Origin of the sequence: Mesorhizobium sp. M2A.F.Ca.ET.039.01.1.1, assembly GCF_003998035.1 — a bacterium.
In the GTDB taxonomy this organism is placed as follows: domain Bacteria; phylum Pseudomonadota; class Alphaproteobacteria; order Rhizobiales; family Rhizobiaceae; genus Mesorhizobium.
This window is the reverse complement of the sequence record NZ_RZRY01000551.1, coordinates 1-4330: the sequence shown is the minus strand read 5'-3', so window position 1 is coordinate 4330 and position 4330 is coordinate 1. Positions and strand designations below refer to the sequence as shown.

Here is a 4330-nt window from a genome sequence, read left to right as displayed (position 1 = left end):
CATCCCGGCCCTTGCGGATCAACGTCGTCTTCCGGGACAGGTTCCTGTCCGCCCGGACCCGCGAAAGGAAATTTCCTGCCGTCGGACGAAGGTGAAACGGAAGCGCGGCCAAGCGACATCGGAACGAAACATATGTGATGCAAAAGTCACACGACGCGGAAAGGCGACGAAAGGCACCGAAACACCGCGAATCAGCCGCAATCCGGCCACGATGCAACGAGTTTCGGACCAGAAATTAACATCACGTTCACCGACTATTCACGCCTCGACGCTATGCTCTCGAACAATTCGGACGGGACATCCGAAAGCGGGACAGGGACAGTTAAAATGAACTTCTGGAACCACATTACAGGCTACGCCGCCGCCATTCGCGAATTCGTTGCGCCGACCTACCGGCCGGAGCGCTATTACATGCGCGGCCCGGGGCCGGCCTGCGCGCGCCGCGGCAATTCGCTGGGCGTCGGCGCGAACTGATCATGACCCGGCTACGCGCCCACCACAGCCGCATCTGCCGGCCGGCCGCCGACCAGCGCGCCACCACCTATCGCGTCGAGCGCCTTGTGCTCGCCGCCAACTGGCGTGCGACAACGCCGCGACTTTGACGCCGCCGCCGGCCGGCTTAATGTCTAATGACATTAAGCAGCCGGGGCCGCCATGACCGACCTGCCCAAAAGTCCCACCTTACCGCGCCAAACCTATGACGCCCGGCAGCCGCTGATCGTCTTTGACGGCGTCTGTGTGTTCTGCTCGGGCTTCGTCCAACTCGTCCTGAAACTCGACCGGGAAAAACGCTTCCGCTTCGCCACGGCGCAATCGCCGCTCGGCGAGTCGCTGTTTCACCGGCACGGCCTGCCGACCGACGATTACGACAGCAACCTCGCCATCATCGACGGCGCCCCCTTCACCAAACTCGACAGTTTCGTCGCGGTCATGGCCGCGCTCGGCTGGCCATGGCGCGCGGCCAAGACGCTGCTCATCCTGCCGCGACCGTTGCGCGACTGGCTCTACGACCGCGTCGCCAGGAATCGCTACGCGCTGTTCGGCCGCAAGGACAGCTGCGAGATACCATCTGCCGAGTTGCGGGAGCGGTTGATCGGCTAAAGCGCGTCGCGATCTTTCAGATTCGCTCCATGCGCTTTAGGTTTTTTGATTTTACGCATGTCTTTATCCCGATACCGGTTCCCACTTTCGGGAGACATGCTTTAAGATCGGCGGGGTGGCCGGGCTGATCGTGCGCTATCGCGGCTGGCTCGAGCCGGCGCACGGTTCGAGCACGGTGGGTTCGCCGGCCGTCCCGCCCAGCTCTCGGCAACCCATGACCGTGCACAGCGTCCAGCCTTCCCCGGTGGCGCCCGACGCCGCGAGCACCAGACGCGGCTGGGGTCCGAGACGCGGCTGATAGACCCACCAGCCTTCCCGCAGCACCGAGCCCTCGGGCGGCTCCATGCCGGCGCCGGAGCCTTTCACCCGCGCCTCGACGACCTGCAGCCCGGCGGGCGACACTTTCCAATCCTCCTGCCAGCGCGTGCGTTCCACCGAATGTGTCCAGGACAGGGTGAAGGCGGCGGCGGCGAGCGTCACCGTCTTGCCGGCGGCGAGGATGCATAGGCTCATGCGGCGCCGGCCGTGGACAGCCGGCGCGCGCGCCAGCAATGCCAGCCGATCCACGCCAGGGCCAGCGCCCAGCCGGTCTCATCGGTGAGCGGCAACGCGACCACCAGGAGCAGGCCGGCTGCGAAAGCGACCAGACGCTCCCACAAGGCCATGCGCCGGGCGAGGAAGCCGACGGCGGCGGCGCCCCACAGCACAATGCCCATGCAGGCCTTGGCGACGATATAGGCGACCTCGACGGGATAGCCGAACGAGGTCGCGATCGGGCCGGCGTCCTGTAGCATGAGGGCCGGCGTGTAGACGGCCATGAACGGCACGACGAAGCCGGCAATGGCGAGCTTGGTCGCCTGGATGCCGATCTTCAACCCGCTTTCCTTGGCCATGGGCGCGGCGGCGAAGGCGGCGAGCGCCACCGGCGGCGTCAGGTCCGCCATGATGCCGAAATAGAAGACGAACATGTGGCTGACCACCAGCGGCACGCCGAGCGACAGCAGCGCCGGACCGGCAAGCGAGGAGGTGATGATGTAGTTGGGGATCGTCGGAATGCCCATGCCGAGCACCAGGCAGGTGAGCATGGTCAACACCAGCGACAGGAACAGATTGTTCTCGCCTATGGAGATGATCCAGCCGATGAAGGTGGAGGCGATGCCGGTGAGCGTCAGCGTGCCGATGACGATGCCGACGATAGCGCAGGCGATACCGACGGGCAGCGCGTTCTTGGCCCCTTCGGCAAGCGAATCGACGCAGATGCGCAGCGTCTCGCGCCCACCCTTGAAGGCGAGGCAGGCAATGACGAGCGCCGCGATGACGAGGCTCAGCACATTGACACCGAAGCGCATGAAGGACGCGGCGGCAAGCCCGAGGGCCAGCCAGAAGACGACGCGGAAGGCGAGCGGTCCGATCAGTGCCGCCAGCGGTGTGCCGAGGATGAGCACGATGGTCAGCGCCAGGCCCATCGTGCCGGCGAAGATCGGCGTGTAGCCGGCAAAGAGCAGATAGACCAGCACGGCGAGCGGCAGCACGAGCGGCCAGTGCTTTCGCACCGCCTCCCAGGGATTGGGCAACTCGGCCTTGGCCATGCCATGCAGCCCGGCCTTGCCGGCCTCCAGATGCACCTGCCAGAAACAGGCGCCGAAATAGAGCAGCGCCGGGATGATCGCCGCCTTGACGACCTCGGCATAAGGGATGTTCAGCGTCTCGGCCATGATGAAGGCGACGGCCCCCATGACCGGCGGCATGATCTGGCCTCCCATCGAGGAGGTCGCCTCGACCGCGCCGGCAAAGGCCGAGCGGAAACCGAAGCGCTTCATCAGCGGAATGGTGAACTGGCCGCTGGCGACGACATTGGCGACGCCCGAACCGGAGATGGTGCCCATCAGCGCGGAGGAGAGCACGCAGACCTGCGCCGGGCCGCCGCGCCATGAGCCGACGAGGCCGAGCGCGAAATCGTTGAACAGCGCGATCATGCCTGCACGTTCGAGGAAGGCGGCAAAGACGACGAAGATGAAGATATAAGCGGCCGAGACATAGACCGGCGTGCCGTATATGCCCTCGGTGCCGAAGGCGAAGGTGTCGACCAGCTGCGCGAAATCATAGCCGCGATGGATGAAGGGCGGCGGCAAATGATTGCCGACGAAGCAATAGGCGAGGAAGATGAAGGCGATCACCGCCAGCGGCAGACCCATCAGCCGTCGCGCGGCCTCGAAGACCAGCACCACCAGCAGCGTGCCGACGACCAGGTCCGGCGTGGTGAGGAAGCCGGAACGGCGGATGAGGTCGGCATAGAAGACCCAGTTGTAAAGACCGGTTGCGAAGCCCAGCACGCCGAGCGTCCAGAACGCCGCCTTCGCCGCCAGGCCGGTGGCGCGCAAATTGGCGATCAGGCCGAAACCGAGCAGCAGCAGGAAGCCGACATGCATGGCCCGCACCACCTGGCTAGGCAGGCTGCCATAAGCGGCGATGTAGATCTGGAAGACGGAGAAGGCGACGGCGATGGCAAAGGCGGCCTTGCCAGCGAGGCCGTCGCCGAAGCCCGGCGGCAGCCCTTCGACCTGTTCTTCGGCGGCGGGGGAAAGAACGGTCGGGGTCTCGGTCATTGGCGGGTTCCTGACGGGCAATACCGTTCTCCGTTGAGGGGAGGGAAACCACGTATGGCGCTCCCCCTCGCCCAGCCTCCGCTTCGCTCGGCTGACCTCTCCCCGAGGGGAGAGGAGATTGTCGGCGTCGCTGCCAACCTCTTCTCCCCACCGGGGAGAATGTGGCCGCGAAGCGGCCGGATGAGGGGGCTGGCGCTGCGCTATGCGATAGCCCTTCCTCGATGGTGAGGGCCTATTTCAGCAGGCCCTTTTCCTTGTAGTAGCGCTCAGCGCCGGGATGCAGCGCCACGGGCATGCCGTCCAGCGCCTTGGCCGGATCGATCGCCTTGGCGGCGGCATGAGCGGCGGTGAGCTGGTCGAGATGCTCGAACAAGAGCTTGGTCATCTGATAGGCGGTCTCGTCGGAGACGTCGGCGCGGGTGATCAGGAAGTTGCCCACCGCGGCGGTCGGGACATCTTCCGCCTGGCCTTCATAGGTGCCTTTCGGGATGACCACGGAAAGATAGGGCGCCCCGATCTTGGCGACGTCCTCGGCCGGCACGGCGACGACGTTGATCGGCACGGAAGTTGCGAGATCGCGGATGGAGGCGACGCCGAGGCCGGCCGACTGCAAGGTGGCGTCG

6 protein-coding genes are annotated in these 4330 nt (G+C 65.6%); 3 read left to right on the top strand and 3 right to left on the bottom strand.

The window, feature by feature from the left end:
• Nucleotides 1–327: 327 nt before the first annotated feature.
• From EOA24_RS28990 to EOA24_RS28985, 3 genes are read left to right on the top strand one after another with little or no spacing between them, the layout of a single operon-like run.
• Nucleotides 328–474, top strand: a complete 147-nt coding sequence (locus EOA24_RS28990; RefSeq protein WP_126080293.1) for a hypothetical protein — start codon at nucleotides 328–330, stop codon at nucleotides 472–474.
• A gap of 2 nt (nucleotides 475–476) precedes the next feature.
• Nucleotides 477–602, top strand: a complete 126-nt coding sequence (locus tag EOA24_RS43975) for a hypothetical protein (RefSeq protein ID WP_281059906.1) — start codon at nucleotides 477–479, stop codon at nucleotides 600–602.
• Between the two features lie 52 nt (nucleotides 603–654).
• Nucleotides 655–1101: a thiol-disulfide oxidoreductase DCC family protein gene (locus EOA24_RS28985; RefSeq protein WP_126080294.1), complete on the top strand. Its 447-nt coding sequence runs from the start codon at nucleotides 655–657 to the stop codon at nucleotides 1099–1101.
• 135 nt (nucleotides 1102–1236) lie between these two features.
• Here EOA24_RS28985 and EOA24_RS28980 read toward each other — a convergent pair whose 3' ends face one another.
• From EOA24_RS28980 to EOA24_RS28970, 3 genes are all read right to left on the bottom strand, one after another.
• Nucleotides 1237–1614, bottom strand: a complete 378-nt coding sequence (locus tag EOA24_RS28980; RefSeq protein WP_126080295.1) for a DUF1850 domain-containing protein — start codon at nucleotides 1612–1614, stop codon at nucleotides 1237–1239.
• On the bottom strand, nucleotides 1611–3707 hold the full coding sequence (locus tag EOA24_RS28975) for a TRAP transporter permease (protein ID WP_126080296.1): 2097 nt from the start codon (nucleotides 3705–3707) through the stop codon (nucleotides 1611–1613). Before EOA24_RS28975 ends, EOA24_RS28980 begins: the two co-directional genes overlap by 4 nt.
• Nucleotides 3708–3939: 232 nt before the next feature.
• Nucleotides 3940–4330, bottom strand: a 391-nt coding sequence (locus tag EOA24_RS28970; RefSeq protein WP_127410336.1) for a TAXI family TRAP transporter solute-binding subunit, incomplete at its 5' end; no start/stop codon positions are given.